We start from the raw sequence: 25542 nt of genomic DNA on the forward strand, positions 1-25542 counted from the left end.
CTTCCCAAGCCGATGATTCAAAAGGTTTAAAAAGGTGAATCATGAAATCAGTCCTGCTTCCGGAAAGAGAAGCAAGAGAAAAAGGTGAAAACGGTGAAAACGGGTAAATCACCCCAGCCCTTCGCAAGACCAGGCACGGGCCAATGACAAAAGCCAAAAGCCACAAAGGCCGCATGAAACGAAAACAAGATGGGCCCTCCTTGAATGGGGATGATCCTAAAATATATGACGAGCATTCGGGAAGGTTGTTGCGGGTGTGCAGACAATTAGTACGACTTGAATACAGCAACGAAAAAATTACGCTGCGCTTTTCCGGCGCAGCAATATCCAGCCTATAACCACTAGCAGCAAGGCGAACAGATCGTATGAAATGTCGTAAAGAGGCTGGCTGGGTCCCGGTTTGACATGGTGGACCTGCAAGATGTGGTGGTTGGTGATTCCTTCGATGAGATTAAATACGCCAGCCCCTACTAAGAAACAGCCCCAAAATTTGCTTGCCCCGACCTTGGGGTCTCCTTTCCACAGCAAAACACCGGAAATGAATATAAATAGCGTTACGATTAAATGAAAAAGGCCGTCGCTCATGATCTGGTGAAATCGATCCGTATGCATGTTCACACTATGCCACTGCAGTATTTGGTGAAAAACAATCCCATCGAGCATGCCGATCATGCCGACCCCAAACAAAAAGGCTCCTATACATGTTGTTTTCAAAAAACGGGCCTCCTCCCTCAATCGTCAATAACCATCTCATGTAGATAAAAGCTGATAAGCACTGCCCTTGCGGCAGCGCTTATCGACAAAACTAAGCATGTACGAGCTCGGGTGTCTGCAGATGAAGAGGCGGCGGCACTAACCAGCCTTTCTCTTTGCTGATCCGCAACAACCGTTGACCGAATTGAACCTTTGCCGAATGGAATTGCGAATACATCATGGCAATGTCTTCCCGAATGCATTGCCCGATGATCTGGCTGCACGCAACCAGTCCAGCGGCAAGATCATGTCCGACACCTGCAGCAATTTCAGGATCGTTAAAACGTGCACCCGCCGGAATACTTTCCAGTGATGCGACTGGACGCTCGGCTGGGGTAGGCGGAGGTGCAACTCCATTTGCTTTCAGCAGGTTTTCGACCTGCTGGATTTCTTGCTGCATCGCCCGTGTGAGATCTTCAAGAAAACCTTTTAGATCTTTGTCACCGGTGTGATTGATAAACGTTTGATACGTCACCAATAGGCCTTTTGAAGCCGAAAGATAACTCCATACTCCAAACACTTCACCATAGTGCATCGGTTCATCTTGTGGATTGCCACTCAGGATTCCCATTAATGCCCTCCCGGAATTCATTAAAGTTTTCAAGTCCATGTAGGGTCTCCTTGCTGGTTCTTTTAACCCGATGTTAGGGTGTGCCTAGGGACGAAGAGTTATGAAGGTAATTTTACACAATAGACCAGATGGCATAACAGGTTCGTTGTATATTTTGAGGGGACACAGTTCCGCCTATCGGGAGATTGTAAAAACCATTGACCTTCGGATTATTCTTGACAAAAAATATTTTTTATGTTATTGTAAAATATTTGACTTGTTTACAAAAAGATTAAAACCTTACATAATGTTCTTGGAGAAACATCTATCAAGAATATTTAGAAAGGTTGTACATTAGATGGATACTTTGCCTTGTCAAGGTTGCAAAGGTTTATGCTGCGGCCCTGTTCCCGTAACGGAGAGAGAATTGAAAAAAATTCAGAAGAAGGTTGCATCCATGCCGCGCAAGATCCGCGAAGAGCTAGAAAATCAGCCGAGATTTTTCGGAACGTGCATTTTCTACGACCTGGATAAAGACCAATGTGGAATTCATGCTGTTCGGCCTGAAATTTGCCGTATGTTTGGCTTTCACAAAGACCTGGTCTGTTTCCGCAAGCCGGAGCTGGCTACAAAAGAAAAGGCAACGCTGAAGGAAGCTCCTGTAGGGTACCTGAGTATTGATATTACCTGGAAGAGCTTCCAATAAAACACCAAAGAAAAGGGCATGCCCTCCGCATAAAATATCCGATTTACGACCAATACCTGTCTCCGAAAATCCGAGTACGCCCCTTTATTCAGGGGAATAGCTCTCGGAGGTGCCCAATAGCCCTTCGAGCTGGTCAACTGCCGATTTTAAATCAGGCCTTGACGCTCTGTTCGTCTCCGCCAATGTCTTAAGCTCACGATATCCTTCCGACAATCGAAAGAGGGGCTCGTTCGGGTTGTAGGTCCGCTGCGAAGCAGGTTCAGTCACGACGTGATTTGTCTGCATAAAAAACGATTGCGAGGAGACCGTCTCTACATTCCTGCTCACTTCCTGCAACAGCTCCTGCAAATGGGAAGGGATAATGTCGTTGTGCTTTTGAATATTTTTGATAATACTTGCTACATAATCTTTCTTTGTCATGGATCGGCAGCTCCCTTTCTCTTCGACTTTGCATTCATGCTTAATTTGTCCGGACGGCTTGCATTACATTCCTTTCGTTCGGAGCCAAACAGGAAGAGTATCGGGAGGAACAGCCAGCCCCGAAAAGGAGAACAGTACGTGAAAGAATCAGATTTATACGATCCAATCAAGCAATGGATGGAAGAGCGGGGATTTACGGTTTTTCCGGAGGTGGAATGCCGCCGGGCCGGTGGACGAGCCGATATCGTCGTGACCAGTGGCCCGCTCGTCGGCGTTGTGGAAATGAAGCAATCCCTTTCGCTGGATTTACTTGATCAGGCACTTCGCTGGCGCGGGTTTGCCAACTACATTTGGATCGCCATTCCATACCGGAAAAATGGCTACAGGCAGTTTGTAAACATGGTGCTGCGGGATTACGGGATCGGGGTCCTCTTTGTCAGCAAGCATGGAACTGTATGGACGGAGGGGCAGGCTCGGTTCATGCGTCGGACGGTCCCTCATTTGCAACAGTCCCTGACCGAACATCACCAGACTTCCGGGATAAAAGGCGGCCACAGCGGAGGCGGATACATCACTCCGTACCGGATCACCATCAACAAGGTCAAACACTTCTTGAAAAGGGCAGGAGACTGGTGCAGCATCAAGGAAATCCTGGACCATTGCGAAACGCATTATGCCAGTCCGCGTGCATCACTGGCGAAAGCGCTTCTGGAATATGAAGCGGGGTGGTGCGAGAGAAAGAAGGAGGCTGGAAAGCTGTATTTCCGTTTCCGGGACGTGGAGACAGGCCTTCCGGGAGGGACAAATCAAAAAGCAAACGGAGCTGTACCAAAAAAACATGCCGCAAAACATGCCGTAACGCTCTCTGAAAAGCAACTCAGCGTTTTGCTTGTTTTGACCAAAGATTGGCAGACCCCGACCAGGATTGCTAGGAAACTGCCGGGACTGCATCCCCATATCGTCGAAACGAAAGGCTCCCTTTACGTCAACCAACCGCTCAAGGCCTTGATTGCAAAAGGCTTGGCCGAGAAGCATCCGGAGCGCAAAGGACAGTATCGGCTTACCCCGACGGGAGAAGAGGCACGAGAGGATTTTGAGATGGAATAAGGAATACAATGTAAACAACTGCCCCCTCCAAAAAACACTGGATGGTTCAGAAGGGGGCAGCCCTCTATCACCGCGATCAATCTTTTCCTTCCCGAAAAACGATTTCTCTTATTTTCTCATCCAGCATGTGAAATGCTTTACGAAGCGCTGTTTTCGGGACTTGCGCGTACTGATCGCCGATTGACACTTCAAAAGAGCACAATCTCTCGTCGACTTTCTTTAGATGTGTAGTGAGCCCAACCCCTGTTTCCTCATAAATGGAAAGCAATACGGGCTCAAGCTGCTCTTTTGGCAAACGAACATGAACATGAAACATATTCGATACGGGAACGAGCGGCCTTGTTTCGACGGCGTGGCACTGATTGTAGAGCGAAGCGAGCTCTTTCGCTTCCTCGAAATACTGCTGGAAGCTATGCAATCGTTGATCGAAATAATAATCGGCACTGACGATATAAGGGTAAAGGCTGATTAAATCGCCGCCGTGGCGTCTCTTCCACACCTTTGCTTCCTTTGTAAAATCCTCTTCGCCTGCAAGAATGGCTCCTGCAATTCCCCCAATTCCTTTGTAAAAAGAAACATACACACTGTCAAAAAGCCGGCAAAGGTCAGCGGCCGATTTTTGGTAATAAGGCAGTATTTCAAAAAGGCGAGCGCCATCCAGATGCAGCTTGATTCCATTTGCGCGGCAATAGGCGGAAATGGCTTCAAGCTCTGTATATTCAGGCAATTCCCCGCCAATTTCACGCTGAGGCAGCTCAAGCAGCAAGCACGCGATATTCTCCTGCATCGTTAGAACATCTTCCAATCGAATCAATCTGTTCTCATCCGCAAGCAGGACTGGTTCGATCTGGTGCAACTTTTTCAACCCGTCTTCTTCATGAATTTCCAGATGGCATAAGGGATGATAGGCCACCTTATTCAGCCCTTTTTGCTCACACCAGATTCGCATGGCAATTTGCTGGGCCATGGTACCGCTCGGAAAAAATACGGCGGATTCTTTGCCTAAGTAGTCTGCCAGTTTCTTTTGAAAGTTTTCGATCACCGCGCCTGTACCATACGCATCGCTTTCTATATCCCCGTCCATTTCATTCAAGACAGTTTTCAGCACATGAAGATTTCTTTTTCCATGCCCAACCAGTGGATAAGCGGTCTGTTTATAGGCCGTCAGCAATTGGTTGTGCGGGTTCATATTTGCACCACTCCTTTTTACGGGAATCGCTTTATGGAAAAAATTATACATGAGGGATATCCAAAGGAATAACTTTTTGTCTGCTTGTTGCCAGATAGGGTTTCATTCCAGACGAGGAAAACGGGCTTTAACTCGAATGAAAGTGTGGGGCTGTCGTTCCCGCATCGACGATCATGCTGGGAACAGCGGAGAGGGTGAAAAGAATCTCGTGCAAATCGTTAAAGTGTAGTATTCTTAGTGTAATACTAAACATTAAAATCCGCTCCCACACAGGAGGTCTTCATGAACGTTTACCAACACATAACAGACTGTATCGGCAATACTCCAATGGTTCGCCTTAACCGGATCGTGCCCGGGGGTGCGGCAGATGTTTTTGTCAAATTGGAAATGTACAACCCTTCCCGCAGTGTGAAGGACCGGGCTGCCTACAACATGATCGCCACCGCCGAGGCAGAGGGGCTGATCAAGCCGGGAGACACGATCATTGAGCCGACGAGCGGCAACACGGGCATCGGACTGGCCATGAACGCGGCAGCGAAAGGGTACAAAGCGATCCTCGTGATGCCCGACAATATGTCCAAAGAGCGGATCAATCTGCTCAAGGCATACGGAGCAGAAGTCGTGCTCACGCCGAGCGAGCAGCGGATGCCGGGGGCGATCGCCAAAGCGTTGGAGCTGCAAAAAGAGATTCCCGGAAGCTTCATTCCCCATCAATTTGAAAACAAAGCGAACCCCGATATCCATCGTGTGACCACAGCCCGCGAGATTTACGAGCAGATGGAAGGACGGCTGGATGCCTTCATCGCCACAGCGGGAACAGGGGGCACGATCACGGGTACCGGGGAAGCGCTCAGAGAAAAGCTGCCACAGCTGTATATCGGGGTTGTGGAACCAAAAGGCTCGCCTGTCCTGTCCGGTGGAAAGCCGGGACCGCACAAGCTGGTGGGCACAAGCCCGGGCTTTGTGCCAAAAATCCTGAATACCGCGATCTACGACGAGATCATGCAGATCGCCGATGAAGACGCGCTGGAGAGCATGCGGGCGCTCGCCTCCAAAGAAGGCATCCTCGTGGGACCGTCTGCCGGAGCTGCCGTTTTTGCGGCGATCCGGGTGGCTGCTTGGCTCGGGGAGGGCAAACGTGTGGTTTGCATCGCACCGGATACGGGGGAACGCTATTTGAGCATGAATTTTTTCTAAAACGGAATCATCGCCGCTGGATGCTGTGTCGTTCAGCGGCTTTTCTGTGCTCACGGAGTTCGTTCGAGAAATCACTAGTCCAAGAGGAAAAGAGCCATTAGTCCAACATTTAGCTGACTATTGCAAAAATTGCACCAATCAATGGGGAAAGGAATCGTTCTTTACCGCAAGAAAACGGTTTCATATAATGAACTCGGGTTAGATCAATGTCGATCACAACGGGGGTGAAGAGAAAAAGAATGCTGCTGACATCGCGTTCCCAAGCACTTTTGAAGGTGATCCTGGACAGTTCCAACCCGCTGAAAATCCGCGAGGTTGCAAACGATTTTCAAGTGAGCGAGCGGACGATCAAATACGATCTGGAGAACATCAGGCAATGGCTGAAAGACCGCAACATTATTCTTCATTCCCAACCGAATAAAGGAATCTGGATCAGCGAAGCCGAGGAGGTCCTGCAAAAGCTGCGGCACAAGCTCAATGAGCACGGCAGCAAGGACGTCATCCTTCACCAAAAAGAGCGGGCCAAACATCTGGCGTTTATCCTGCTCCTGTCCGACGGCTACCAGCGTCTGAACGATTTGGCCGATCATGTGGGGGTGAGCCGCAATACCGTTATCGCCGATGTAAAAGAGACGGAGAAACTGCTCGACGGATTGCACCTGGAGCTGGTCTCCAAGCAGAGATACGGTATCCGGGTGGAAGGCAGCGAACGCCAGAAGCGCTATGCCCTCGAGTGTTTGACACATGATTTGCTGGATGGCAGCGTCATGTATCGTTTGGTCCAGGGGGTCCTGCCGGAGCATGGTCCCGGCACCGGAGCAGGGCCGCTTTTGGAAAGGTGGCTCATCAGTCCGCCGGAGCTGGATGAAATCATCAGGTTAACCAAGGGATTCGTGGCGAAGCTGGACAAAAGCCTGCCGGATCGGACGCTGATCAGTATCATGATCCGATTGTGTATGGTCGTCAACCGCGTCAAGAGAGGGCAAATCGTCTCGATGGACGAGGCAGATATGGCGGAAGCGGCTGGGTGGGGCAGTTATTCTCTGTACGCGCGGGCAGTGCGGGAGATGTGCGCGCGTTTGGGTATGGAAATGCCCGAGCATGAAATTGCCTATTCCTCTCTGCCGCTGCTCGAAGCGGAACAGGTGCACCTGAAGCGACGGACCAGCAGGCAGCCGTTGGACGTTTATGTGGCGACCCGGGAGCTGATCAAAAAGGTAGGGGAGATGGTACGAACGCCGCTGTGGGATGATCCGGAGCTCAGTGAACACCTTTTCGCCCATGTAAATGACCGCATGACCCGGTATATGCAAGGCGTCCTCTATCCCAATCCGTTGACCGAGGAGATTCGCCGTTCCTACGCGCGCATGTTTGATGCGGTAAAACGATCGTGTGAAGAAGTATTCTGGCCCTACGGGATTTATTTGATGGATGCGGACATCGCCTACCTCGTTCTGCATTTCCAGGCCGGCTACGACCGCTGGCAAGACAAGAAAAAAGCATGTGCGCTTGTCGTCTGCGGTACGGGGCGAGGGACGTCCCGGTTCCTGAAGACCCATCTGGAGAGCGAAGTGCGTTCCCTGAGGGTCGTCGGCCTTTGTTCCACCATGGAGGTAGAAAAGTATTTGGCTACTCGCAAAGTAGACGTGATCATCAGTGTGCTGCCTGTGAAAACGGAGGTGCCTGTGGTCATCGTGAATCCGCTGCCGACCCGTCAGGACATCAGCCGCATCCATGCCTGTCTGGAAGCGCTCGAGCTGGAGCCGGAAACAGACGGAGTGAGGAAAAGCTCAGCGAAGTCGCCACATACCTGGATGCCGATAGAGACAACGGAGATAAGTCCGCGGGATTTGCCATTGGTGGAGAGGCTTTCCCAGGATGTGATTGTAAAAGGATACGAGATCAGCTGCAAGCTGACGGAAGCCTTCCGCAGCCAACTGACGGAGCAGACGGCAAGCGGGCTTGTGCTCCATGTGCTGCTGATGGTAAACCGGCTGGCATTCGGTTCCTCCTATGACGAATGGGACGTACATGGCGGGGAAGAGAGCGCAGCGCATTCCGCTTGGCGCAGTCGCATCAACCAAATTATGCAGGAAGCGGGAATCATTGTTCCGCAAAGTGAAGTAACGGCCATCCTGCGTTATCTTGCGAAAAAGGAGGGGGGAGACGATGAGTGCTGATTTGCTGATTCGGAACGGGTGGGTGATCGATCCTTCCCAGAAGCTGAATGGATTATATGATATCGTCATTTCAGATGGACGCATCCTCGACGTCGAGAGGGCCGATGAGGGGCAGGCAACAGAGCCTATTGGGGCGCGGGAAACGATAGATGCCGCCGGATGTTTTGTTACGCCGGGGCTGATCGACTTGCATGCTCATGTCATGCCTGAGAGCACGCAGCTGGGGGTTAGGGCTGATTCCGTTGGCATTGAGCAGGGAGTGACCACACTGGTCGACGCGGGCAGCGCCGGGGCATGGACATTCGACGCTTTCCTGAAGGAGGCGGTGGAGCCATCTGTCACACGTGTTTTGGCGTTTCTCAATATTTCAGGCGACGGCTTGTGCAAAGGCGGAGCCGAACTGTCCGACATGTCCAGACTGGCAGTGAAGGACGCGGTAACGCTCATTTCCGAGCAGCCGTCAATCCGCGGGATCAAGGCGAGGATGAGCGCGTCTGTGGTCAAAGCGAACGGCCTCGCTCCCTTGGTGGTGGCAAAGCAGGCTGCCCGAGAGGCCGGGGTGCCGCTGATGGTCCACATCGGCAATGCTCCGCCAGCCCTTTCCGATGTGCTCGGCCTGCTCGACAAGGGGGACGTGGTAACGCACGCGTTCCATGGAAAAAAAGGAGGCATCCTGGATGAACAGGGACAGCTTATCCCGGAAGCAGAGTCCGCTCTCGCCAGAGGAGTGCTGTTTGATGTCGGGCACGGCGAAGCCAGCTTCAGCTTTCGCACCATGCAGCAGGCAAAAGCGCTGGGAATCGCCCCTTACTCCATCAGCACGGACGTCCATGTGCGCAATCTGAACGGTCCTGTCCACAGCCTGACGCATACGATGAGCAAATTTCTCGCCCTGGGCTACACCTTGTATGACATAGTAGCGGCTTGCACTGCCGCCCCGGCCAAGGTTCTGGGGCTTGAGCGGGAGATCGGGACGCTAGCGCCTGGAGCCCATGCGGATGTCACAATCTTGAAAAAGGAACAGGTGCCCGCCGCTTTGACCGATTCGGAACAGGAAACGATCTTTGCCAAAGAAACCGTGTTTGCCCAACAGGTCATTTCATCAGGAAAGGTTTTGACATGCACATGATTGAGGAGATTGTGAGAGAAGTAGCAGGACCAGCAGATGAAAATATGTCGGAATATTCAGAATGCAAACGACTCATGCGAATGATTGAGTCGGAAATGCGGGAGAAAAAAATCGATATACCGCGTGATCGATGGCTGGCCATTTGCGCCCATCTGCTCGCTTTCGTCCGCCGGATGGCAAGCGGTGAAAAGCTGCCGCAGGTCGAAGCGGAATTGTTCGAGGAGATTCACCCAGAAATGTTGTCGCTGTCTAGCCGCGTCCTGTTTGGCGAGGAAACGTGCTCGCAGGAAGACGGAACGGAAGTGTTTCTGCTCGCTGTCCATTTTGAGGCGATACGAGCAAACCAGGGGAAATGAACACAAACCTGCAAACCATTGCACAAAGGGAGGCTGAAAGGATGACAAAAGTAAAGATCGTCATCGGAGATCGTTTGGGAAAGGGACAGAACATCGCCAAAGGTGTGGAGGCTGCCGGAGGGATCCCGATTGTTATTTCTGGGGTAGGGGCTGACATGAAAGTAGGAGATGTCATGATGCAGGAAGGGGCCGATCTCGGCTTGTCGTTTTGCGGCAGCGGAGGAGCAGGCGCTTTGACGGCCAAGACAAAGTACGGCTATCCCGTCGAATATGGCCTGCGCTCTGTGGACGCGGGAATTACAGCCCTGCGCAGCGGCAAGAAAGTAATCGGTTTTGGCTTTATGGATACAGAGGAACTCGGCAGAAGAATGACCGAAGAATGCATAAAGCTGAGGGGGAAGTAAGCCATGTACAGAGAGAGGATCGAGAGCTTGCGGCTGACGGGCAGCGGGGATACGAAGGAAGGAGCATTTAACAGGATCTTCGGACAGATCAAGCACGTCGTGGCCAGACAGACAAGTGATCTCGTCGTTCGTATCGAGCCGGTCCGCATCGAGGTCGTATCAGCAACAGAGAGCATGTACAAAGAGCGTCTGTTCGGCCTGTTTTTCCCGCGCACGCGAACGAGGTACGACATCACCGTAGATATCCAGGTGCGGCTGGGTGTGGTGGACGTGGCAAGCATTCCGTTTCAAACGCAGACAGAACAGACAGCAAGGCTGGGACAGGTGGCAAGTCAGCGATAGATAGTAAAGGGGGGAAGGTTCATGGTAACGATCATCATCGTTTTGAAGTCGATTGTCATTGGCGCATTGGTCGGCTTCGGCGTGGGGGCGGGTGCCGCTCGCATGTTTCACGCGCCGAACGTCCAGGGGATGGGGGCATTTCGCACGTTCGGAGAACTGAATGCTTGCGCCGGAGATCCGATTTCCCATTTTTCGTTCGGACTTGGCTTCTTGTTCAACTCATGGGCTTCCGTGGTCGGGGCGGGAGCTCTGACGCAGGACGTCGATCACCGGGTCATCCCGAACTGGGCGGCTGCGATCCTTCTTTGGAAAAACAAAAACGTCGAGGAAACGCTGCACAATCCGAAGCGGATGGCGTTCGCCGGAGCACTCGTCGGTGTCGTCGTTGTGACGCTGCTCAACTCGACGGCAACCGCCATTCCCCAATCGATGCAGCTGGTGGCGACAAAAGTGCTGGTCCCTGCCGCCAACTGGCTGATCAACCCGATCATGCCGATTGTTTTCTGGATGGCGGCCTTGGATGCGGGGAAGCGCACAGGAATCTGGGGCACCGTATTGGGCGGGATGTCCCACCTGGTCATGGGCAACGCCGTGCCTGGCATCGTGCTCGGTATCCTGATCGGAAAAGGGCTGGACGACAGCGGCTGGAACCGAATTACAAAAACGATGGTCGTGGCTGTCGCACTCTTGTTTGTTCTGAGCGGCTTCTTCCGTGCCTTTGATGTCGCTTTGTTGAAGAGTCTGCAAGTAGAAATTCCGCAATGGCTGGTTGAGCTTCACGAAACATTTGGATCGGCGGTGAAGAAATAATGAATGAGCTGCAAGCAAAAGGATTTTGGTATTCGGAATGGGCGTTTGCCCTCTTTGTCGCGTGCCTCTCGTCGGGAATCTTTGCCGGTACTCATCTGTATTACGTCTATCACGTAGGTGCTTTTAACGACATCGCGATTGTCGCCATGCTCGAGGCGGGTATCAAGGGAGGCGGATACGGAGCTGCGGCCGCGTTTGGCGCAAGCTTTCTGTTTGCCCGGATTTTGGAGGGGCCGCTGGTCGGCATCCTCGACATCGGCGGTTCTCTGCAAACAGGTATCGGAATCGGCGTTCCGGCTCTGATGCTGGGTGCCGGGTTTACTGCGCCACTGATTTCCTTTCCCTTGGCTTTGACGACGGGGGCGGTATTGGGTTTGGCGATTGGAACGGTAATTATTTTGATTCGCAAATTTACGATCAATTCGGTCAACTCTACCTTTGGAGCCGATGTCATGATGGGTGCAGGGAATGCCGCAGGACGCTATCTCGGTCCGCTCATCGTCATTTCCGCCATCATGGCCTCCATTCCGGTTGGAATCGGTGCAACGGCAGGAGCGGCCATCTTTTACTACTTCAATAAGCCGATCGCCGGAGGAGCGATCATCGGAGCCATGGTTCTCGGCGCGATTTTCCCCATTCCTACCCAGTAAACAGGGGGTCGGAAACAGAATCAGGAAGGACGGGATATGAGATATGGGCATCTATCAGCAGCTAGGGCTGAAGCAAGTCATCAATGCAAGCGGAAAAATGACGGCGCTAGGCGGAAGCGCCGTCCATCCGGAGGTAGCCCGGGCCATGGGTGAGGCGGCGATGGATTACGTAGAGATCAGCGAACTGATCGAAAAAGCGGGAAAGCTGATCGCGGAGGCTACCGGCGGCGAGGACGGCTGTCCGACGGCGGGAGCGGGAGCGGGGATCGCGATCAGCGTGGCGGCTGTCATCGCCGGTACCGATCTGCGTCTGATCGAACGTTTGCCAGACTCGGCAGGACTGAAAAACAAAATCATTTTGCAAAAAGGACACGCGGTGCATTTTGGAGCGTCGCTGCGGCAGATGGTTGCCCTCGGAGGGGGGCAGGCCATCGAAGCGGGTCATGCGAATCACGTGGAGGAAGCGCATTTGCGTGCGGAGATAGACGAGCAGACAGCGGCGCTTTTGTTCGTGCAATCCCATCATGCGGTGCAAAAAGGCATGCAGTCGCTTGAGACGATGATACAGCTCGGACGCGATCACAAGGTCCCGGTGATTGTCGATGCCGCTGCGGAAGAGGATTTGCGCCGCTATGTGGCGATGGGGGCCGATCTGGTCATATACAGCGGGGGGAAAGCAATTGGCGGACCGACATCGGGCTTTATCACCGGCCGCAAAGACCTGATCGAAGCGTGCCGGGCCCAGTATAAAGGCGTGGGGCGCGCCATGAAAACGGGCAAGGAGGCGATCGTCGGACTGCTCTCCGCTCTTGCCAGGTACAGTCAGGCAGCAGGCCATGGCGGAGAATGGCGTGATCGGGCAGAACGGCTCGCCCAGGAATTGAACCAGTTGCCCGGACTCTCAGCCAGCGTGGTCAAGGACGAAGCTGGCCGGGACATCTACAGGACACAAGTACGGATCGATGAACGCGAGTCGGGATATTCGGCAAAGGAAGTGATCCGGCTCCTCGAAAAGGGCGATCCCGCCATTTTCACGCGAAACCATTACGCCAATACGGGAGTGATTTTCCTCGATCCCCGCCCGCTCCATGAAGGCCAGGAGAAGGTCATTGCCGCACGCTTCAAAGAGATATGGGACAACAGAAAGTGAGTGATAAGTCGTGACGATCCAACCAGTCATCCGTTTAAACGTACTGGCCAGAGATGTGGACAATGCCAGACAGATCGTCGATGCGGCAGAGGGTCGCGTTTTGATCGGCATTATGGTCAAGGGTTACCCCTCCGTGGAGGCAGCTGCGGAAACGATCAGAGCATACCAGCAGGCAAGCATTCCCGTGTCTGTAGGACTTGGTGCAGGTGATCCAAGCCAGTGGAAAAAGGTCGCCGAGACCGCTGTGCTCACGAAGCCCGATCACGTCAATCAGGTTTTTCCTGCCGCCGGCTATACGTTGGGTGCCTTGCAGGCGGTTGACAGCCGGCACACGCTGGTCAATGCCCTGATAGCGCCCAGCGGCACGCCGGGAAAGGTCATTGTCGCAACTGGTCCGCTCAGCGGGCAGGCTCAAGACTTGGTATCCTGCGATGCCGCTGCCGCCATGCTTGCCGAGATCGGCGTTCATTCGGTCAAATTTTATCCGGTCTGCGGAACCGAAAAGCTGGAGGAAGTCAAAATGATGGCAAAAGCAGCCGTCCGCTACGGCATTCCCGTGTTCGAGCCGACGGGCGGGATTGATGAAAAATCGATCCGCCCCATCGTGGAAACCTGCCTGGAGCAAGGGGTAAAAGAGGTCATCCCGCACGTCTATACATCCATTGTGGACCGGGAGACGGGGCTGACGCGGCTCGATCAGGTGGAAGATTTGCTTGCCGCCTTGCCTGCCGTATAGCTTTTCAACGAATCGAGATAGGAGTGAAGCGAGATGAGAGAGAAGCAAGTCGTTGTTCAACTGCCCCAGGGCCTGCATGCCCGGCCGGCTACGCTGTTTGTAAAAACGGCCACTTCCTTTTCCAGTGAGATTGGTTTGATCAAGGGGGGCAAAAGCGCAAACGCCAAAAGCATCATCGGCGTGATGTCGCTTGCCGTGGCAAACGGGGAAACCGTGAAGCTGACCGCCGACGGTTCCGATGAGGAAGAAGCGTTGGATAAGCTGGCCGCCTTTCTGGAACAAGGAGCCGAGTAGTCATGGGAACCATACGCGTACATGGGATAGGCGCATCCGCCGGAATCGCGATCGCCAGAGCACAGGTGTGGAAAAAGCAGGACCAAATAATCGGTCAGGAAGTAAAATCGCCTGAACAGGAGCTGGCTCGTTTCAAAAAAGCAAGCGAGCAGGCATTGAGCGGGCTGGCGACATTGCATGAACAAACAAAGCAACGTCTGGGACAGAAGGAAGCCGATATTTTTCAGGCTCATATGATGCTGCTGCAAGACCCGGAGCTGATCGGTCAAATCGAGGTGCTGCTGGCAGCAGGAAACATAAACGCGGAAGCGGCTGTACAGCAAGCGACCGGCGAGCTGGCGACTTTATTTTCATCGCTGGAAGACGAGTACATGCGGGAGCGCGCGGCAGATATTCGGGATGTGGGCCAGCGTCTTCTGTCCTGTCTGCAAGAAGCTGTATGGGGAAATCTGCAAGGAACTGCACGGGAAGAGAAAGGAACTTCGCTTGATGCGGTCATCGTTGTCGCACATGACTTGTCTCCATCCGATACGGCCCAGCTTGATACCGGCCTGATCAAGGGTTTTGCCACACAAATCGGAGGCGGCACCTCGCATTCCGCCATTATGGCCCGTGCTCTTGGGATTCCGGCAGTCGTCGGCCTCGGACAGGCTTTGGAGCAGGTGGAGGATGGGGACCTGATCGTGCTGGATGGGACAGCAGGACTGCTCTGTCTGCGACCGGGCGAGGAGGAGCTTGCGTTCTACGAACAAAAGCGCGCCGACTGGTTGCGGGAAAAAAACAGGCAGGCACGCTGGGCAGCGCTGCCCACGGTGACCAAGGATGGGCATCGTGTCGAAGTGGGAGCAAACATCGGCCATCCGGATGAATGTCGGGCTGTGCAGCAGGTTGGCGGAGAGGGGATCGGACTGTTTCGCTCCGAGTTTTTGTTCATGAACAGGGCAAGTATGCCGGATGAAGAAGAGCAGTTCCAGGCGTATCGGCAGGTCGCGCAAGACATGAATGGTAAGCCGGTCGTCATCCGGACGCTGGATATCGGCGGCGACAAAGAGCTGCCGTATATGAACCTGCAAAGCGAGCTGAACCCTTTTCTCGGCTATCGCGCGATCCGGTTGTGTCTCGATCGGGAGGAATTGTTTCTTACCCAGCTGCGGGCGATTCTCCGCGCTTCGCACTACGGCTCCGTCAAGCTGATGTACCCGATGATCGCTACGCTGGAAGAATGGCGGGCGGCGAACCGGTTGCTGGCGGAGGCAAAAGAAACGCTTGCCCGAGCGGGGATTCCGTTTGACCCTGCCATTGAGGTAGGCTTGATGATCGAAGTGCCGGCAGCGGCCCTGGCCAGCGAGCTGTTTGCCCGGGACGCCGACTTTTTGTCGATCGGGACCAACGATCTGATCCAGTATACGCTCGCCTGCGACCGGATGAACGAACAAGTATCCGGCTTGTATCAGCCGTTTCATCCAGCCGTTCTGCGTCTGATCCGGCAGGTGATCGATGCCGCTCACCGATACGGCCGCCGTGTAAGCATGTGCGGTGAGATGGCCTCCGATCCCCTGGCTATCCCGCTGCTTCTGGGCATGGGTCTTGACGGGTTCAGCATGAGCGCATCGTCTGTGCTGGCTGCCCGTGAGCTGATCAATCAGCTGTCCTTCGAAGAGATGAAGGAGCTCGCGGAAGCCGCCCTGAAGCTGGAGGGTCAGGAGCAAGTCAAGGCGCTGCTCCTGGAAAGAACGCGGGTGCAGATAAACGCTTGACTTCATTCCGTACAAATCCAGGCCTCCTTTATGCCCCATGGGCAAAAGGAGGTTTTCTGTGTTCCTAAGTAGAAGGGCGAAGGGGAGAGATGCTAATGAGCTGTAAGACTTGCAAAGAGTTGCCCACAAGGGAAGAAGCTGGACGCCGATGCCGAAAGCCCGTAGACTAAGGGCAAGGAAGCACAGACGAAGCGGAAAGTGGAGGAGCCGGGATGCAGAATCGATTTGGCAAACAAGGAAAAGCGATCGTCATCGGCGCGGGGATCGGCGGCCTGTGTACAGCGATTGCCCTGGAGCAGATCGGCTGGGAGGCAGTCATCTATGAGCGTGCACGCGAATTGAAAGGGATCGGGGCCGGTATTGTTTTGGCCGCGAATGCGATGAAGGCGCTCGATAGGCTGGGAGCCGGAGAACGAGTCCGGGCATTGGGCGCCCCTGTCCGGACTGCGGAGATTCGCGACTGGACGGGTAGGCTGCTCGTCAGGCTGCCGGTGAGGGAGCAAGCGCAGAGATGCGGGGCGGACAGCTATATGATCCACCGCGCTGACCTCCAGCAGGCCTTGCTTGGGTGCATACGCAAGGAGTCGATCTGCCTGGGGCATTCGTTCAGCCGTTTTGAGACGGAAGAGAACGGGGTTCGGGCGTTTTTTGAAAACGGCGAGGCGGCTTGCGGCGATGTGCTGATCGGGGCGGACGGGATTCATTCGAACGTTCGAAAGCAGTTGTTTGGCGAAGAGCTGCTGCGATATTCCGGGTATACGGCTGTCCGGGGCATTGCTGTCTACAGGAATGAACGCTACCCCGTGGAGACGGGAGGCGGGTTTGAGGCGTGGGGAAAAGGGGTTCGGTTTGGTTTTTCGCACATTGGCCACGGGCGGATTCACTGGTTTGCGGCGATCAATGCGCCGGAGGGCGCGGAAAAGCGTTTTGCCGGAAACAAGGAAGACCTCCTGAAACGCTTTGAAGGCTGGTACGAACCAATACGCGAAGTGATCGCGGCCACAGATGTGTCTGCCATGCTATGGAACGACATCTATGACCGGAAGCCATTAAAGTCCTGGAGCGCGGGGAGGGTGACACTGGCCGGGGACGCGGCTCATCCGATGCTGCCGAATTTGGGACAGGGAGCTGGACAAGGGATGGAAGACGCGCTGGTGTTGGCCCGGTGCTTGTCTTTGTCCAAGTATCGGGAAAACGCCGCTAATTCTGCTGAAAACGCGGTAACTGCTTCAGGCATAGAGGCTGCATGCCAGCGATACGAGCTGCTGCGGCTCAAGCGCACCAAGGCGATTGTACGAGGCTCGCGCATGATAGGCAGGATTGTCCAGCTGGAAAATCCGTTGGCGCTCGCTGTTCGCAATCTTGCCATGAGGATGATTCCGGCTCGCCTGCAAAGCAAGCGGCTCGATTGGATCGTGGGGCATGAGGTATAACGTTGCAAAAAAAGAGGCCCTGCATTCAATATTTCGCTAGGGCCTCCGATCAGCTTGACTTGCGTTTGGAGAACGTATTTTCCGCTATTGATGCCGTTCCTGATAGTCGAGCAGAGCGGCGATGAATACTTGCCCGATGCGGACCATGGAGCGCTCGTCGACGTCAAATTTGGGGTGATGATGCGGATAGGTCGCCTGAATGTCCGGGTTTTGTCCGCCTACGTTGAAAAATGTACCGGGTCTTTCCTTGACGTAGTAGGCGAAGTCTTCGCCTCCCATGCCCGGCGGGACTTCCATGACTTCTTTGTCGCCCCAGATTTGTTTGGCGACATCAAATAGCGCTTGTGTCTCTTCGGGGTGGTTCCAGGTGGCCGGGTAGCCGCGCCGGTAGACGACCTCGCAGCTTGCGCCCGAAGCCTGGCAAGCGGCCTCCGCGATTTGGAAGATCGCTTTTTCGGCCATTTCCCGAACCTCTTCATTATATGTACGGACAGTTCCCTTCAGTTTTGCGGAATCTGGAATGACGTTGAAAGCATCCCCGCCCTGGAAGGAACAGACGGACACGACGATTTGCTCCAGCGGATCTACTCGTCGGCTGGCTATGAGCTGCAGATTCATCACGATCTGGCTGCCGATGACGATCGGGTCGATGGCCTGATGGGGATGGGCAGCGTGACCGCCCTTGCCGGAGACGACAATCTCAAACTGATCGGATGCGGCGGAGACAAAACCGTTCCCGATCCCGACGACGCCGCAAGGAATGTCGGAAGCGACGTGGGCGCCATATACGACGTCCACCCCATCGAGACAGCCATCTGCCACCATGGCCTGCGCTCCCCCGGGAGGCAGCTCCTCTGCGAACTGGTGAATGAATACGACATTGCCCGGCAGCTCATCACGGACTTCACACAATACCTGTGCGACACCGAGCAGGGCGGAGGTGTGAATGTCGTGGCCGCAGGCATGCATGACGCCAGGGACGCGGGATTTGTACGCAACCTCTTTTTCATCCTGGATCGGAAGGGCGTCAAAGTCGGCCCGCAAAGCAACCGTTTTCCCCGGTTTGCCGCCCCTGAGCAGCCCGACGACCCCCATGCCGCCAACGCCGGTACGTACCTCGATGCCGAGTGACGCCAGTCGATCTGCCACTTTTTTTGCCGTGTTTACTTCTTCATAAGAAAGCTCGGGGTACATGTGCAGGTCGCGCCGCAGGCTCACCATTTCCGGATACAGCTCTTGAAGCCGGGCAAATAATTGTTCACGCATGCAATTCACTCCCATTCCATAGTTTTCAACGAACGCCGGGGCATGTAGAGATGAAGAAACACTTTTAGTATAGATAAATTTACCGAATTTTCGCAATATCACCTTATAAAGCATATGATTGCAAAGGGTAGCTGCCAGAAAAAATCAAGACCATCGGCAGGATGAACCATGCGTCTGACGAATGGGTTATGTAGGGAGATGGACCTGGGTAAAGCATGACGGGCCGTTTCTATTCCAGATCCGCGATTTGCGAAAAGGAGTGTTCAGATGTTGTCCTCTCGTGAAGTGGTGTTGCAATTGACAGATCAATTGGTGAAGGTAGAGAGTGTGGTCAACACGCCGGGAGAGATCGATGTCGCCCGAGCCTTGTATGAGCTGTTATCCTCGTTGCCCTATTTTCAGGAACATCCGGACAGACTGCTCCTTTCACGTACCGTAGACGATGAGGTAGAGCGGTACAATGTGCTTGCCTTCGTAAAGGGAACCAAGGCTGCTGACAGTCGAACCGTCATTTTGATGGGACACACCGATACGGTCGGCATCGAAGATTTTGGCCATTTGAAAGACAAGGCTTGCCATCCGCAGGAACTTATGAAAGCGCTTCGACAGGAATCGCTGCCACCTCTGGTAAAAGAACAGTTGGAGTCGGGCGAGTGGCATTTCGGGCGCGGTGTGCTGGATATGAAAAGCGGGGTGGCCAGCCATGTATATTTGCTGAAATATTACGCCGAGCACCCCGACGAGCTGGCGGGCAACCTGGTGCTGCTGGCTGAATGCGATGAAGAAGACAGTTCGCATGGAGTACTGTCCGGCATCAAAGACTTGAAACGCTGGAAGGAAGAGCATGGCTTCGAATATATTGCGCTGATCAATTCGGATTTTGTGGCGCCGCTTTATGAGGGAGACGAAAACCGTTATGTTTACAAGGGGACGATTGGCAAACTCCTGCCTTCCTTTTTCATCACGGGAGCGGAGACGCATGTAGGCTCCTGCTTTGAAGGCCTGGACCCGAATTTTCTCGCCGCCGAGCTGACGCGGCAGATCAGCTACAATCCGGAGCTGTGCGACGAGGCGTTGGGTGAGATCCCGGTACCGCCGGTTTCGTTGAAGCAAATGGATTTGAAGCCGACCTATACGGTTCAAACCGCGCTGTCAGCCTATGTGTACTACAACTTTTTCACCGTTTCCTGGTCGCCGAAGGAAGTGCTGGACAAGTTGAAGGAGCAGGCGGAGATTGCCTTTGCCAATGCGCTCTGTGTTTTGGAAGACCGCTACCGCCGTTACCGCGAGCGCTGCAATGAAGCGTATCAGCCGCTGCCGTGGAAGCCCCGGGTCATGATCTACGAGGAGATGCACCGGCAGCTGCTGGAGGAGCATGGGGAAAGCTTCGCCCTTCATATGAAAGCCTTCAAAGAGGAGCTTATGCAAGACAAGACATTGGATACGAGAATGTTTGCCGCGAGAGTGGTAGAAGAAGAGTGGAGCTGGATGAGGGACAAAAGCCCGGCGATCATCCTGTTTTATTCCTCGCTGTATTCACCGCCGATCGATTTGAGCGGCAAAGACGAACGGGAGAGGCAGCTGCTGCGTGCATTGGAGGAGGCAGTCGAAGCCGTTCAACCGAACTATGCCCATCCGATCGTAGCAAAAAATTTCTTTCCTTATATTTGCGACATGAGCATGGTTTGCTTGCGTGATGACGAAGCAGGGATTCGCGCCGTAAGCGACAACAACCCGGGTTGGGGGACCAAGCACTATGTGAATTACGAAGACATCCGCGACCTCAATGTTCCTGCCATTAATATCGGCCCTTATGGGTATGACGCGCACAAAAAATACGAGCGGATGGAAATCGCGTTCTCGACTGAAATCGTTCCGCAGCTAACCGATCTGGTCATCCGCAAGCTGATCGGAAACGAAGTAAATATAGACACGTCCCTGCAGGTGTACTAGAATGAACGTGACCGAGACTGGAGACAAATGGCTGTAAGATAAGGGGATGCCATAGGGTCCGCAATGGGGTAGAGAACATGTTTGTAACCATATATAAAAAACCCCGTGTCATGCTGGTGTTATGGATAGCCGCGATTATACTGCTCGTGCTGACAGCCGTTAATGTGGCCGTTTCCTATCGAAACACGATGAAATCCGTGCACATCTCCCTCGCATCTAAAAGCATGCAGGAAGCAGCATATATTGCCGGGAAACTGGACGTATCGGCCTACAGGACGCTGTTGCGAGCGCCTGCAAGCAATCAAGCCGCCTTTGCCAGAATTCAGGAGCAGCTGCAAGCCGCTCGTGAGATGGCAGGTGCTTTGTACGTCTATACGATGCAAATCGATGATCGCCAAAAAATTGCCAAAACCGTTGTAACCGCCCACCCGCCCGATTCGCCGCTTTCGTTTCCGCCTGGACAAATTTGCAACGTGACGGAACAGCAAATCGGGCAGGTGAAACAGGGCTACAGCTACTATTCCGATGTCATCAAAGACCCGATTTATGGGGAGTACGTGTCGGCAGGGGCACCCATCTACGACGAAGCCGGACATGTGATCGGCATTCTCGGTGTGGATGTCAGCGCGGACAATATGTACAGCATCGGCCGGGAAGTGTTGCGCAGCAGCACATACACTTTTGTCTTTCATGCATTGTTTGTCGCGCTGCTGGCGGCAATTTTCCTCTTGCTGCAAAAATGGTACCGTCGCGAGCTGAAAGCGGCCGTCGGGGATACGGAGAGAACGTATCAGGACGAGATCCGTTCCGTGATTGCCTCGATGCGTTCGATCCGCCACGACTTTGTCAATCATATGCAGGTTCTGTACGGCTTGATCGAATGCAGGTATTACGACAAGGCGCATGAGTACATCAGGACCCTGATTCGGGAGGCCAAAGTACTCGATCTGTCCGTACGGATACAAAATCCGGCGTTGATGGTCTTGCTGCATACCAAATGGGAAAAGGCACGGACACGTCAAATTTTGATGCAATTGGAGGTCAGCCAGCACCCGTTTGACCAGATTCCTTCCGTTGATCTGATCAAGATTTTGTCCAATTTGCTGGACAATGCAATTGAGGCGGCCGAGGAGGCGGAAGGAGAAAAGCGAATCCGGCTGTGCTGCCAGGAGGATGATTCGGCGTACCGGTTTACGGTGGAAAATACCGGCCCCGAAATCCCGCCCCGTCAACTGACGGCGATCTTCCAGGAGGGGGTCAGCACGAAACGGCGCGATGGCGAGCCGCCCAGAGGCATCGGTCTTTCGATCGTCCGGGAGGTCATAAGGAAGTACGCAGGAGAAATTGACGTCGAATCGGCGAACGGAGTCACGAGGTTTCAGGTTCGTTTGCCTGTGAAGAAGAGATGAATATTTCTAAGAAGCTGCCCCTTTTTAAGGGCAGCTTCTTTCGTCCCAATCACTCATCGCTGGACATAACGAAAAACTCCTTGCCGTAGCCGATCTTCTCCCAGAATTTTTGCGCTGAAGTGTTCTCCACATCGACAAGTACGGAAACGGCTGAGACCTCCTGGCGCTGAAACCAGTCATTCATTTCTGCCACAAGCGCTTTTGCCGTGTGCTGTCTGCGATATTCCGGCACAACGTATACTTCGTCGATTTGGCCGAGGAAGATGTCTTCGATCAAATCTTTTTTCAGAGAGGCAAGAGCATAGCCGATCAGTCTGGAAGCGCTGTCGAGCGCTACATACACCACGCCGAAACGGGATTGGGTGTATTGCACGAGCTGGTCATGGATACTCTCCTGTTCTTCGGCAGACAGTTCGCTTTCTGCTACTTCTTTGCAATTTTCATTCCACAGCTTGATGATGTCGGTAAAATGATCATGTGATGCTTGTTCGATACGGATAGTCATTTTCCATTCGTCTCCCTTCACAAATGAGCAATCAGACAGGAAGTGTTTTCGTTAAACAAAATCGGATCTTTTCCAGTGCCATGTCAACCTGGCCGATTTCTCCGGCGTTGAACTTGTCCAGCACATCGTCCACTTGATGACAGGCAAACGCTCTTTTTATCCTGAGCACATCCTGCAAGCAGTCCCGTTCCAGATCATGGAGCTGCCGGTTTTTGAAATATCCTGCGGCAAATGCGCCAAAGTACAGATCTCCCGTCTCTTCGGAGTCATCATCCTTCCGGTCCGCTTCGTAGGCCAAGAACGCTGCTTCACCGGCGAAGTGACAGAGAATACCATCGTTTCCTGCAAGGTGAAAGTCAATGATGCTGCACAGGCTGCCGTCATCATCCACGAGCAGGTTATTCAGAGAAAAATCCCCTTGTACCGCTTCTGCGGGGAAATCTGGCCACAATATCTCCAGAAACGCCCGTTTTTTCTCGTATAACGCGTAAATCTCCTGCCACAAGCTTTGATTCGCTTCACTGGCTTGCACGGCTTTTTGGAGGGTGCAGACGTCTTCAGCGAGATCGTCAGTTGGGCCGAACATGCTCCACGGGCTGAAAGAAGTAAACGGAATGGCGTCTTCTGCGGAGAGGCGATGCATGGCTCCCAGCCATTCCCCCGCTTGCCGGATCAGGCCTGGATCAAGGCAATCCGCTTCCTTCCCTGGCATCCATTGTTCGACGGTAGCAAAAGCTTATTGACCGTCAAAAGACGGCTATAGTCCTTTTTTGCTGCATGGCAAACTTGCTCCCTTTTTAATGGTATTCACCATATTTGGCAATTTTTTAATCTGCCATAAATCGATACGAATGACAGGATGGAAAGTTACGTTTTTTGTAATGGTCTGGAATAAGAGGTCGGTCTGTCCGGCACAGGAAGCTTTCTCGGCAGAAAAGATGCCAATAGGGGGCCAGCCGAACCGTCCAGATTCGGCTGGAAACGAGAAAAAGGCTTCGGGAGCGGGGCCATCGCTCGCAAAGCCTTTTTCTGGGCAGCCGGACGGGCCGGCTGTGGACGATCTGATTTGTTGATTGGCGATTCAGGCGTCGATAGTTGAAGCAGCGTCTGCAGTCGTCTTTTCGGAACCGGGACGGGTAATGGAAAAGACCGCACACCCCAGCGAAACCAGGACGAAGCAGGCGCCGACCCACGCGTTGTACTGAACCGAGGCTTTCTCGATCACGATGCCTCCGACAGCCGATCCAAGCGCGATCCCGACGTGCAGGACAGAGGTGTTCAACCCAAGCAGAATGTCGGCTGTCCGGGGAGAGGTCTGGATCAAATAGTTCTGCTGGGCGGGTGAAATGGCCCAGCTCAGTGCGCTCCACACCACCATCACGATCAAAAATACGTAGAGCGATCCGGTGGTAAAGGGCAGGGATGCCATCACCAGCCCGAAGGCCGAAACGATGACGAGGATTGATTTGGGCGGCCCCCATTTATCGGAAATCCATCCGCCTACGCCCCCGCCCATGACTGCAGCGACGCCGAACAGCAGATAGACAAAACTGAGCCAGGCTCCTTCCAACTGCATCGTTTCCTGCAAAAAGGGAGTAAAGTACGCATACAGCGTCAAATGGCCGGTCAGCATCAGCATCGTAATCAACTGGGCGCTGACGATCTTCTCGCTTTTCAATGAAGCGAGCTGTTGCCGCAGCGGTATCGCCGGAGGCGTTTGAACATTGGGCAGCATAATGCTGAGGCAGAGCATCGCCACAAGGCTAAGTCCGGCGATGAGCCAAAACGGAGCACGCCAGCCAAATGCGTTGCCGAGTGTCATTCCCATCGGGACACCGAGCACCAAAGAGCCGCTGATCCCCATGAAGATGATGCCCAATGCCCGGCCCCGGTAGGCAGGCTCGACGATTTGCGTGGCGATTGAAATGGACAAGACGGTCAGCAGGGCCCCGCAGGAGGCGGAAAGAATCCGGGCGATGAGCAGGACCGAGTACACCGGACTGAGCGCGGCTAGCACATTGCTCAGAAAAAAGCCGAACAGGGCCAGCAAATAAAGGCGCTTGCGGGCAATTTTTCGAGTGACGTGCATTAGGATTGGCGCTGAAACGGCAAACGACAGGGAAAACACTGTAATCAACTGCCCGGCGGCGCTAAGCGGAATATTCAGGTCTGCGGTGATCAGATTCATCGTCCCGCCGATGATCAGCTCCACCGTCCCGACCACAAAGGTTGCAATAGCAAGAATAAAAACGCGAGGATTCACACAGAAGAGCTCCTTTCTGCACCTAAAAAAAGGTTACCACTATGATGGTAACCTTTTTGGTCTGCGCATTCAAGAAAAAAATCATGGATGATGTTAGTAACGGAGCCGGATGAGCATGCGCCGTATCTCTTCGTCTCCAAAAAGCAGGTCGTAATGCTTTTGCGTAATGCGGGCCAATGCTACGTCATGGAAAAAGAAGTCGGCGAAGAATTTGACAAACGGCTGTGCTCTCGTCTGAATAGCTTGCCAGTTGCCGTCTTCTTCTCCGGCAAACATGATCTCCTCCTGATCCGCTACGATGAGCTGGAAGCGTTCCAATCCCTCGTGCTCGTCCGAAGGGATTAAGACGTGGACCCGTTTGAGGTTTGTCTGTATCTCTCCGACCACCAGCGCTTCCACTTCTACGCCTTCCCGTTCCTTTTCCTCGAGGAGAGGGATAAATCCGGCAAAATCGTCATTCCAGGCGAAGATGCGGATGGACTTGACGGCTCGCTGAATCAAGTGCTTGCTTTCAGCGCGTATGGAGGAGTCGACCTTGAGATTCCAAATCCGGTCATCCCGTACCTGCTTGCTGGCCAAAGAGGTTTTGAGCCGCTCCACGTCGTGCTGAAATTGACTGGTCAGCTTGTCGATCAGGCTGTTTAGCGGCAGAGCGGTATACCATTTCTTTTTATCCGACACAGAATCGAGGACCAGGCCCTTGTCTACCAGACGGGTCAGCACTTCGTAAATTTTCGCTTTGGGAACGCCGGAATGCTTGACGATCATTGTGGCATCCATGGGAGACTCGCTTGCCGCGAGCGTCTCATATACTTTGCTTTCGTAATGGGAAAATCCGAATGTTTCCAACATGACAATGCCCTCCAACCGGTTTGATCCGTGCATAGAAGATATGCCTTCTATTATACACACTTTTTTCCGCAAGTCCGGTAATGTCACGAGGAGGGGGGAGCATCCGCTCCGCAAGTGCGCTCGTCCCGCAA

At 53.6% G+C, this 25542-nt stretch carries 26 protein-coding genes; 17 read left to right on the top strand and 9 right to left on the bottom strand.

Features of this window, described 5'->3' with window-relative positions:
• Window positions 1-297: 297 nt before the first annotated feature.
• The gene (locus NST37_RS07990) at window positions 298-714 is read right to left on the bottom strand and encodes a DUF2243 domain-containing protein (RefSeq protein ID WP_031932330.1); all 417 of its coding nucleotides are present in this window, start codon (window positions 712-714) and stop codon (window positions 298-300) included.
• A gap of 91 nt (window positions 715-805) precedes the next feature.
• Window positions 806-1363: a DUF3231 family protein gene (locus NST37_RS07995; RefSeq protein ID WP_051567372.1), complete on the bottom strand. Its 558-nt coding sequence runs from the start codon at window positions 1361-1363 to the stop codon at window positions 806-808.
• A gap of 298 nt (window positions 1364-1661) precedes the next feature.
• Between NST37_RS07995 and NST37_RS08000 the strand changes: the two genes are divergently transcribed.
• Entirely contained in the window at window positions 1662-2009 is a 348-nt protein-coding gene (locus NST37_RS08000; protein ID WP_031932331.1) for a YkgJ family cysteine cluster protein, read from the top strand.
• An 84-nt stretch (window positions 2010-2093) separates the two neighbouring features.
• Here NST37_RS08000 and NST37_RS08005 read toward each other — a convergent pair whose 3' ends face one another.
• Window positions 2094-2429: a hypothetical protein gene (locus tag NST37_RS08005; protein ID WP_003387725.1), complete on the bottom strand. Its 336-nt coding sequence runs from the start codon at window positions 2427-2429 to the stop codon at window positions 2094-2096.
• A gap of 138 nt (window positions 2430-2567) precedes the next feature.
• On the opposite strand from NST37_RS08005, the gene NST37_RS08010 reads away from it, so the two are divergent.
• Window positions 2568-3536: a hypothetical protein gene (locus tag NST37_RS08010; RefSeq protein ID WP_251247454.1), complete on the top strand. Its 969-nt coding sequence runs from the start codon at window positions 2568-2570 to the stop codon at window positions 3534-3536.
• A gap of 76 nt (window positions 3537-3612) precedes the next feature.
• On the opposite strand, the gene NST37_RS08015 is transcribed toward NST37_RS08010, so the two are convergent.
• A complete protein-coding gene (locus tag NST37_RS08015; protein ID WP_327955704.1) occupies window positions 3613-4725 on the bottom strand; it encodes a beta-eliminating lyase-related protein in 1113 nt (370 codons plus the stop codon).
• Window positions 4726-5007: 282 nt separating this feature from the next.
• Between NST37_RS08015 and cysK the strand changes: the two genes are divergently transcribed.
• From cysK to NST37_RS08080, 13 genes are all read left to right on the top strand, one after another.
• Complete coding sequence (cysK, locus tag NST37_RS08020) at window positions 5008-5922, top strand: cysteine synthase A (protein ID WP_003387721.1); 915 nt, start codon at window positions 5008-5010, stop codon at window positions 5920-5922.
• Window positions 5923-6161: 239 nt separating this feature from the next.
• Window positions 6162-8102 carry a transcription antiterminator gene (locus NST37_RS08025; RefSeq protein WP_003387720.1) on the top strand — a complete coding sequence of 647 codons (1941 nt, stop codon included), beginning with the start codon at window positions 6162-6164 and terminating at the stop codon, window positions 8100-8102.
• Window positions 8092-9231, top strand: coding sequence for an amidohydrolase/deacetylase family metallohydrolase (locus NST37_RS08030; RefSeq protein WP_003387719.1), 1140 nt, complete (start codon window positions 8092-8094; stop codon window positions 9229-9231). Before NST37_RS08025 ends, NST37_RS08030 begins: the two co-directional genes overlap by 11 nt.
• On the top strand, window positions 9222-9587 hold the full coding sequence (locus tag NST37_RS08035) for a hypothetical protein (RefSeq protein WP_003387718.1): 366 nt from the start codon (window positions 9222-9224) through the stop codon (window positions 9585-9587). The genes NST37_RS08030 and NST37_RS08035 overlap by 10 nt, the downstream gene beginning before the upstream one ends.
• A gap of 41 nt (window positions 9588-9628) precedes the next feature.
• Complete coding sequence (locus NST37_RS08040; RefSeq protein ID WP_339186539.1) at window positions 9629-9991, top strand: SFCGS family glycine-rich protein; 363 nt, start codon at window positions 9629-9631, stop codon at window positions 9989-9991.
• 3 nt (window positions 9992-9994) lie between these two features.
• A complete protein-coding gene (locus tag NST37_RS08045) occupies window positions 9995-10333 on the top strand; it encodes a DUF4312 family protein (protein ID WP_339186540.1) in 339 nt (112 codons plus the stop codon).
• Between the two features lie 21 nt (window positions 10334-10354).
• Window positions 10355-11143 (top strand): DUF4311 domain-containing protein, encoded by a 789-nt coding sequence (locus NST37_RS08050; RefSeq protein WP_003387715.1) that lies wholly within the window; start codon window positions 10355-10357, stop codon window positions 11141-11143.
• A complete protein-coding gene (locus NST37_RS08055; RefSeq protein WP_003387714.1) occupies window positions 11143-11793 on the top strand; it encodes a DUF4310 family protein in 651 nt (216 codons plus the stop codon). Before NST37_RS08050 ends, NST37_RS08055 begins: the two co-directional genes overlap by 1 nt.
• Before the next feature lie 43 nt (window positions 11794-11836).
• Window positions 11837-12943, top strand: coding sequence for a DgaE family pyridoxal phosphate-dependent ammonia lyase (locus NST37_RS08060; RefSeq protein WP_327969939.1), 1107 nt, complete (start codon window positions 11837-11839; stop codon window positions 12941-12943).
• Window positions 12944-12953: 10 nt separating this feature from the next.
• Window positions 12954-13679 carry a KDGP aldolase gene (locus NST37_RS08065; protein ID WP_339186542.1) on the top strand — a complete coding sequence of 242 codons (726 nt, stop codon included), beginning with the start codon at window positions 12954-12956 and terminating at the stop codon, window positions 13677-13679.
• Window positions 13680-13712: 33 nt separating this feature from the next.
• Entirely contained in the window at window positions 13713-13973 is a 261-nt protein-coding gene (locus NST37_RS08070) for an HPr family phosphocarrier protein (protein ID WP_031932336.1), read from the top strand.
• 2 nt (window positions 13974-13975) lie between these two features.
• Window positions 13976-15730, top strand: coding sequence for a phosphoenolpyruvate--protein phosphotransferase (gene ptsP / locus NST37_RS08075; RefSeq protein WP_339186544.1), 1755 nt, complete (start codon window positions 13976-13978; stop codon window positions 15728-15730).
• A 212-nt stretch (window positions 15731-15942) separates the two neighbouring features.
• Complete coding sequence (locus tag NST37_RS08080; protein ID WP_024983880.1) at window positions 15943-17163, top strand: FAD-dependent monooxygenase; 1221 nt, start codon at window positions 15943-15945, stop codon at window positions 17161-17163.
• Window positions 17164-17247: 84 nt separating this feature from the next.
• Here NST37_RS08080 and NST37_RS08085 read toward each other — a convergent pair whose 3' ends face one another.
• Complete coding sequence (locus NST37_RS08085) at window positions 17248-18429, bottom strand: M20 family metallopeptidase (protein WP_279041831.1); 1182 nt, start codon at window positions 18427-18429, stop codon at window positions 17248-17250.
• Between the two features lie 267 nt (window positions 18430-18696).
• Here NST37_RS08085 and NST37_RS08090 point away from each other — a divergent pair, with 267 nt between their 5' ends.
• Window positions 18697-20382: a M20/M25/M40 family metallo-hydrolase gene (locus NST37_RS08090; protein WP_024983878.1), complete on the top strand. Its 1686-nt coding sequence runs from the start codon at window positions 18697-18699 to the stop codon at window positions 20380-20382.
• Window positions 20383-20459: 77 nt separating this feature from the next.
• The gene (locus NST37_RS08095) at window positions 20460-21791 is read left to right on the top strand and encodes an ATP-binding protein (protein WP_003387705.1); all 1332 of its coding nucleotides are present in this window, start codon (window positions 20460-20462) and stop codon (window positions 21789-21791) included.
• Between the two features lie 49 nt (window positions 21792-21840).
• Here the strand turns inward: NST37_RS08095 and NST37_RS08100 are convergent, their stop codons facing one another.
• From NST37_RS08100 to NST37_RS08115, 4 genes are all read right to left on the bottom strand, one after another.
• The gene (locus NST37_RS08100; protein WP_003387704.1) at window positions 21841-22296 is read right to left on the bottom strand and encodes an N-acetyltransferase; all 456 of its coding nucleotides are present in this window, start codon (window positions 22294-22296) and stop codon (window positions 21841-21843) included.
• A gap of 31 nt (window positions 22297-22327) precedes the next feature.
• The gene (locus NST37_RS08105) at window positions 22328-23008 is read right to left on the bottom strand and encodes a phosphotransferase (RefSeq protein ID WP_339186548.1); all 681 of its coding nucleotides are present in this window, start codon (window positions 23006-23008) and stop codon (window positions 22328-22330) included.
• A 369-nt stretch (window positions 23009-23377) separates the two neighbouring features.
• Entirely contained in the window at window positions 23378-24559 is a 1182-nt protein-coding gene (locus tag NST37_RS08110; RefSeq protein ID WP_024983876.1) for an MFS transporter, read from the bottom strand.
• Window positions 24560-24652: 93 nt separating this feature from the next.
• The gene (locus NST37_RS08115) at window positions 24653-25411 is read right to left on the bottom strand and encodes a helix-turn-helix domain-containing protein (RefSeq protein WP_339186550.1); all 759 of its coding nucleotides are present in this window, start codon (window positions 25409-25411) and stop codon (window positions 24653-24655) included.
• Window positions 25412-25542 lie beyond the last annotated feature (131 nt).

It is taken from the genome of Brevibacillus sp. FSL K6-6036, from assembly GCF_037964015.1.
GTDB lineage: Bacteria > Bacillota > Bacilli > Brevibacillales > Brevibacillaceae > Brevibacillus > Brevibacillus borstelensis.

Coding starts and splice junctions, on each gene's coding strand:
- NST37_RS08030 (WP_003387719.1), top strand. CDS start 8,092: ATGAGTGCTGATTTGCTGATTCGGAACGGGTGGGTGATCGATCCTTCC.
- NST37_RS08070 (WP_031932336.1), top strand. CDS start 13,713: ATGAGAGAGAAGCAAGTCGTTGTTCAACTGCCCCAGGGCCTGCATGCC.
- NST37_RS08000 (WP_031932331.1), top strand. CDS start 1,662: ATGGATACTTTGCCTTGTCAAGGTTGCAAAGGTTTATGCTGCGGCCCT.
- NST37_RS07995 (WP_051567372.1), bottom strand. CDS start 1,363: ATGGACTTGAAAACTTTAATGAATTCCGGGAGGGCATTAATGGGAATC.
- NST37_RS08025 (WP_003387720.1), top strand. CDS start 6,162: ATGCTGCTGACATCGCGTTCCCAAGCACTTTTGAAGGTGATCCTGGAC.
- NST37_RS08095 (WP_003387705.1), top strand. CDS start 20,460: ATGTTTGTAACCATATATAAAAAACCCCGTGTCATGCTGGTGTTATGG.
- ptsP (WP_339186544.1), top strand. CDS start 13,976: ATGGGAACCATACGCGTACATGGGATAGGCGCATCCGCCGGAATCGCG.
- NST37_RS08115 (WP_339186550.1), bottom strand. CDS start 25,411: ATGTTGGAAACATTCGGATTTTCCCATTACGAAAGCAAAGTATATGAG.
- NST37_RS08085 (WP_279041831.1), bottom strand. CDS start 18,429: ATGCGTGAACAATTATTTGCCCGGCTTCAAGAGCTGTATCCGGAAATG.
- NST37_RS08090 (WP_024983878.1), top strand. CDS start 18,697: ATGTTGTCCTCTCGTGAAGTGGTGTTGCAATTGACAGATCAATTGGTG.
- NST37_RS08055 (WP_003387714.1), top strand. CDS start 11,143: ATGAATGAGCTGCAAGCAAAAGGATTTTGGTATTCGGAATGGGCGTTT.
- NST37_RS08100 (WP_003387704.1), bottom strand. CDS start 22,296: ATGACTATCCGTATCGAACAAGCATCACATGATCATTTTACCGACATC.
- NST37_RS08040 (WP_339186539.1), top strand. CDS start 9,629: ATGACAAAAGTAAAGATCGTCATCGGAGATCGTTTGGGAAAGGGACAG.
- NST37_RS08060 (WP_327969939.1), top strand. CDS start 11,837: ATGGGCATCTATCAGCAGCTAGGGCTGAAGCAAGTCATCAATGCAAGC.
- NST37_RS08080 (WP_024983880.1), top strand. CDS start 15,943: ATGCAGAATCGATTTGGCAAACAAGGAAAAGCGATCGTCATCGGCGCG.
- cysK (WP_003387721.1), top strand. CDS start 5,008: ATGAACGTTTACCAACACATAACAGACTGTATCGGCAATACTCCAATG.
- NST37_RS08035 (WP_003387718.1), top strand. CDS start 9,222: ATGCACATGATTGAGGAGATTGTGAGAGAAGTAGCAGGACCAGCAGAT.
- NST37_RS08005 (WP_003387725.1), bottom strand. CDS start 2,429: ATGACAAAGAAAGATTATGTAGCAAGTATTATCAAAAATATTCAAAAG.
- NST37_RS08015 (WP_327955704.1), bottom strand. CDS start 4,725: ATGAACCCGCACAACCAATTGCTGACGGCCTATAAACAGACCGCTTAT.
- NST37_RS08105 (WP_339186548.1), bottom strand. CDS start 23,008: ATGCCAGGGAAGGAAGCGGATTGCCTTGATCCAGGCCTGATCCGGCAA.
- NST37_RS08045 (WP_339186540.1), top strand. CDS start 9,995: ATGTACAGAGAGAGGATCGAGAGCTTGCGGCTGACGGGCAGCGGGGAT.
- NST37_RS08050 (WP_003387715.1), top strand. CDS start 10,355: ATGGTAACGATCATCATCGTTTTGAAGTCGATTGTCATTGGCGCATTG.